This window comes from Bradyrhizobium sp. PRIMUS42, from assembly GCF_023006515.1.
Lineage (GTDB): Bacteria > Pseudomonadota > Alphaproteobacteria > Rhizobiales > Xanthobacteraceae > Bradyrhizobium.
Map to the genome: position 1 here is coordinate 1 of NZ_JALBGZ010000506.1, position 4771 is coordinate 4771.

6 protein-coding genes are annotated in these 4771 nt (G+C 65.6%); 3 read left to right on the forward strand and 3 right to left on the reverse strand.

Features of this window, described 5'->3' with window-relative positions; all coding sequences use genetic code 11:
• The 3 genes from phnN to MOV75_RS27875 form a co-directional block, all read left to right on the forward strand.
• Nucleotides 1–519: phosphonate metabolism protein/1,5-bisphosphokinase (PRPP-forming) PhnN (gene phnN / locus MOV75_RS27865; protein ID WP_247006959.1), on the forward strand; the 519-nt coding region annotated here is incomplete at its 5' end.
• Nucleotides 520–541: 22 nt separating this feature from the next.
• Nucleotides 542–1153 carry a pyridoxamine 5'-phosphate oxidase family protein gene (locus MOV75_RS27870; protein WP_246930838.1) on the forward strand — a complete coding sequence of 204 codons (612 nt, stop codon included), beginning with the start codon at nucleotides 542–544 and terminating at the stop codon, nucleotides 1151–1153.
• Between the two features lie 482 nt (nucleotides 1154–1635).
• The gene (locus MOV75_RS27875; protein ID WP_246930840.1) at nucleotides 1636–1839 is read left to right on the forward strand and encodes a hypothetical protein; all 204 of its coding nucleotides are present in this window, start codon (nucleotides 1636–1638) and stop codon (nucleotides 1837–1839) included.
• 33 nt (nucleotides 1840–1872) lie between these two features.
• Here MOV75_RS27875 and MOV75_RS27880 read toward each other — a convergent pair whose 3' ends face one another.
• From MOV75_RS27880 to MOV75_RS27890, 3 genes are all read right to left on the reverse strand, one after another.
• On the reverse strand, nucleotides 1873–2655 hold the full coding sequence (locus tag MOV75_RS27880; RefSeq protein WP_246930843.1) for an alpha/beta fold hydrolase: 783 nt from the start codon (nucleotides 2653–2655) through the stop codon (nucleotides 1873–1875).
• A gap of 4 nt (nucleotides 2656–2659) precedes the next feature.
• Entirely contained in the window at nucleotides 2660–3955 is a 1296-nt protein-coding gene (locus MOV75_RS27885) for an O-acetylhomoserine aminocarboxypropyltransferase (protein WP_246930846.1), read from the reverse strand.
• Between the two features lie 261 nt (nucleotides 3956–4216).
• On the reverse strand, nucleotides 4217–4771 hold a 555-nt coding region (locus MOV75_RS27890), incomplete at its 5' end, for an IclR family transcriptional regulator (protein ID WP_247006961.1).

Sequence of the window (4771 nt, forward strand, 5' to 3'; positions counted from 1 at the left end):
AGCGGCGCCGGCAAGGACACGCTGCTGCGACTGGCGCGGGCGGCGTGCGTCGATGACCCCAGCGTCGTCTTTCCGCGCCGTGTCGTCACGCGCGAATCCTCCGCCGACGAGGACAACATCGCGGTGACATCAGACGAATTCCGTCGTGCGCGCGAGCACGGCGATTTCGCGGTGCATTGGGAGGCGCACGGGCACTCCTACGCCTTGTCGACCGGGATCAACGACGATATCCGCGCCGAGCGCACGGTCGTCGTCAACGTCTCGCGCACGGTGATCTCCGCACTTCGCCAGACCTATGGGAATGTCGTGGTGGTCGCGGTCACTGCGCCACCGGAGATGTTGGCCGCCCGGCTTGCCGCGCGCGCGCGGCACAGCGACGGCAACATCGCCGAGCGCCTCACCCGCAGCGTCGACAACGCCTCGACGCCTGCCGATGTCACCATCCTCAACGCCGGCACCGCGGACTATCATAGCCGCCAGCTCCTGCGCGTGATCAGGAATCAAGGCTGGCAGGAATAGCCGGTACGGCAAGGAGAACGGAATGTCGGTGATCGAAACGGTCGAACAGCTGGAGGCCATCTACGGCGTCACCAACGATGCCTCGACCGTGAAAGTCGCAGACCACGTCACGCCGCTCTATCGGGTTTTCATCGAGAAGGCGCCGTTCGCGGCGCTCGCCACCATTGGGCCGGAAGGGATCGACTGCTCGCCGCGTGGCGATCTGCCCGGCTTCGTCCGCATCCACGATCCCAAGACGCTGATGCTGCCGGATCGCCGTGGCAACAACCGCGTCGATTCCTTGCGCAACATCGTGCGCGATCCCAGGGTGTCGCTGATGTTTCTGATCCCCGGCTCCGGCAACGCGACCCGCGTCAACGGCCGCGCCCATCTCTCGGTCGATCCCGAACTGCTGGCCTCGTTCAAGGTCGAAGGCAAGGCGCCGCGCAGCGTCATGGTGATGAATGTGGACGAAATCTACTTCCAGTGCGCCCGCGCCATCGTGCGCTCCGACCTCTGGAATCCCGACAAGCGCGTCGACCCGAAGACGCTGCCAACGCCCGGCCAGATCCTCGCCGAGATGAGCGAGAATAAGGTCGGCGGCGAAGAATACGATCGCGCCTGGCCCGCCCGCGCGGCCGCGACGATGTGGTGACCTTTCTTGGGTGAGGGGTCTCTCTCCTCACGAAAAGAATCGTAGGGTGGGCAAAGGCGCACTTGCGCCGTGCCCGCGAACTCTCTCCAGTTACACGCACATGGTGGGCACGCTTCGCTTTGCCCACCCTACAAAGCCCAGCATATCGTCGCAGCCGATGTCGGCCGCGCGAGATGAATCCGCCTGTCGGCGCTTGCTGCGAGAGAAACGCCCCAGCGCGCTCACGACAAATATGGATAGCCATTTCATTGACCGAACGCATTAATCGCTCGATATTCGGAGCATTGAAACTGCTTCTCGAGCCCAAGCTGCGATATGAGAACCGATCACCAGCGCAATCCTGATGACATGCATGCGTGCATGACGAGGCGCTGTGTCTCGGCGGCCACGGGCGCCTGTTGTTGTTGCTGACCGCCTCCTAGCACCTCCCAGCACCAAGAATCCCCAAACAGGAACGCCGAGCCATCGGCGAACGAGCAGCCATGCCCCAGACCCAGTCGAACGCCTACATCATCGAGATCCACGACCTCGCCGCCGGCATCGTCACGCGAGATGCACGCGGCTTCCGCTTCTTCTCCTCCGAGCGCCTATTCGACAGCCTCGAAGGCCGCCAGTTCCGCTCGGCGCGCGAGGCCGAACGCGCCGCACGCGCGGTGTTCTCCGAGCGGGGGAGGCGTTTGAGCTGATCAGCTTCGACGGGCGCGGACGATTGATCCTTTTCAGTTCCGTAAGGCGGCCAGCAGTTCATCAGGGCGCTCGGCCATGATCATGTGACCGGCGCCCGGCACCAGGACGGTCTTCGCATGCGGGATTGCCGCAGCGAGAGCCTTGCCGGCCTTCGCCGGTGTCATCATGTCCCGCTCGCCGAGGATCAGCGTTGTCGGCACCTTCACGCTCGCGGCGGCGGCAAGCGCATTCGCGTAGGCATTGCAGGCCGACAAATCCCTGAACAGCACGCCGGGTTCGCAAGCCTTCAGCACCGCCTGCGCGCCGCCATGCATCCATAGGCCCGGCGCGAGACTGCCGCCGAGCTCCGCGTTGAAGCCAAGGCCCCAGATCGACACCATATCGTTTGCGTCCTGCGAGTTGGCCTCGGCTGCCTTCAGCAAATCCGGGCCGACCGTCATGGTCGCGGCAGTGCCGATCAGGCTCAGCGCGGACACCTTGTCGGGATGCCGCGCGGCGGTCTCCAGCGAGATCAGCGATCCCATGGAATGGCCGATCAGATGCGCCTTCGAGCTGCCAGCCGCGTCGAGCAGCGCCGCCGTCCAGTCGGCCATCTCTGCGATGCTGCGGAGCGAAGGTCCGGCCGAGCGGCCGTGACCGGGGAGATCAGGTGCCAGCACGGCAAAGCCGTGATGGGCGAACCAGCGCGTATGCAGCGCCCAGCTCGAATGGTCGAAGCCGGCGCCATGGATGAAGGCGACCGCGGGCAGGGATTTGTCGAAGTCGCGGCCGCCGGTTGCGACAAACACATCAACGCCGTTGACGGAGAGATTCATGGTGTCAGACCTTTTGCGAGATGCGCAGCGCTTGGGCGAGATCGTCGATGATGTCGCTCGCGGTCTCGATGCCGACCGACAGCCGCACCAGCTCCTCGCCGATGCCGGCAGCCTTGAGCTGTTCGGAATCCATCTGCTGATGCGTGGTCGAGGCCGGGTGGATCACCAGCGTCTTGGCGTCGCCGACATTGGCGAGATGGCTGATCATGCGCAGGCTCTCGATGAACTTGCGGCCCGCGGGTCGCCCGCCCTTGATGCCGAAGGAGATGATCGAGCCGGCGCCGCGGGGCAGGAGCTGCTTTGCGAGCTGATAGTCCGTGTGCGTCTCCAGCGAGGGATGCAGCACCCAGTCGACGGCCTTGTTGGACTTCAGTGCCTCCAGCACGAGATGCGTGTTCTGCATGTGGCGGTCCATGCGCACGCCGAGCGTCTCGACGCCCTGCAGCAGCTGGAACGCGTTGGTCGGCGACAGGCAGGCGCCGAAATCGCGCAGGCCCTCGGTGCGCGCGCGCATGATGAAGGCGGCCGTACCGAACTGCTCGTCGAAGACGATGCCGTGATAGCCGCCATAGGGCTCGGTCAGCACGGCGAACTTTCCCGATGCGCGCCAGTCGAACCGGCCGCCGTCGACGATGGCGCCGCCGATCGCGATGCCGTGGCCGCCGATCCATTTGGTCGCGGAATGCATGACGATGTCGGCGCCGAGTTCGATCGGACGGCTCAGATAGGGCGTGGCAAAGGTGTTGTCGATCAGCAGCGGAATCTTCGCGTCATGCGCGATCTGCGCGACCTTGGGAATGTCGAGCACCTCCAGCCCCGGATTGCCGATGGTCTCGCCGATCACGAGCTTCGTGTTCGGCTTGATGGCGCTGCGGAACGCGTCGAGATCGCGCGGTTTCACAAACGTCGTGGTGATGCCGAAGCGCGGCAGCGTGTGCGCCAGCAAATTGATGGTGCCGCCATAGAGCGAGCTCGACGCCACGATGTGATCGCCGGCATTGAGCAGCGTCGCGATCGCCAGATGCAGCGCGGCCATGCCGCTCGCGGTGCAGATCGCGCCGACGCCGCCCTCCAGTGCCGCGAGCCGCTCCTCCAGCACGCCGGTGGTCGGATTGGAGATGCGCGTATAGATGTGGCCGGCGCGCTCCAGGTTGAACAGCGCAGCCGCGTGATCGGAGTCCTGGAACACGTAGGACGTGGTCTGGTAGATCGGCACCGCGCGGGCCCCGGTCGCAGGGTCCGGATGCTGGCCCGCATGCAGGCTCAGGGTCTCGAAGGCAGGCGGTTTTGGCGCGGGCATGCGTGGCCTCGTTGGGTCTGTCGGTGGTGGAGGCGTTGTGCCACAAAATGGCGCACGAAGTCAGCCCATTGATAGCGCCGTGAAGACGATGCGCTCCCTCTCCCGCTTGCGGGGGAGGGCTGGGGGTGGGGGTATCTCCGCGTCGGGATTGTCGAGGATTGCAGCGGATGTCCCTGCGTGGTGAGAGCCCTCACCCGCCGCGCTCTGCGAGCGCGTCGGCCTCTCCCGCAGGCGGGAGAGGCGAAGCAGCGCCGTCCGTGCTTAGCCGCGAATGGCCTGCTCGATGATCCGCGCCTCCCGCAGCAATATCTCCGCAACCTCCTGCTCGCGCCTTGGTCCGAGCCTCGTCCGAACGGCGGAGACCGTGATCGCCGCCGCCGGCTGCCCATCCGGGGTCTTGATCCAGGTCGAGATCGATTTCGTGCCCTGCACGAGGCCGATCTCTCTCATGTTGTAGCCTCGCCGCCGCGCCGTGGTGACATGGCTTATCACGGCGGCGACGTCGGTCTGGTACGCCTCGAACCTTTTTTCGTTCGCTGTGACGATCTTTCGCGCATCCTGCGCCGGCATCGCGGCGAGGATGGCGACGCCCGCGCTGGAGACGCCGAGCGGCCGGCGCGCGCCGATCTCGATCGACAGCACCTGGATCGGATAGACGCCGATCCTGCGGTCGACGCACAGCGTGTCGTTGCCGGTGCGAACCGTCAGGAACAGCGTGTCGCCGATCTCGGCGGAGGCACGTTGCAGCGACGGATTGGCGGCAATCAGCAGCCGCGACGGCCGCGGCCGAGCCAGCGCCAGCTCCGGCACCTGGTT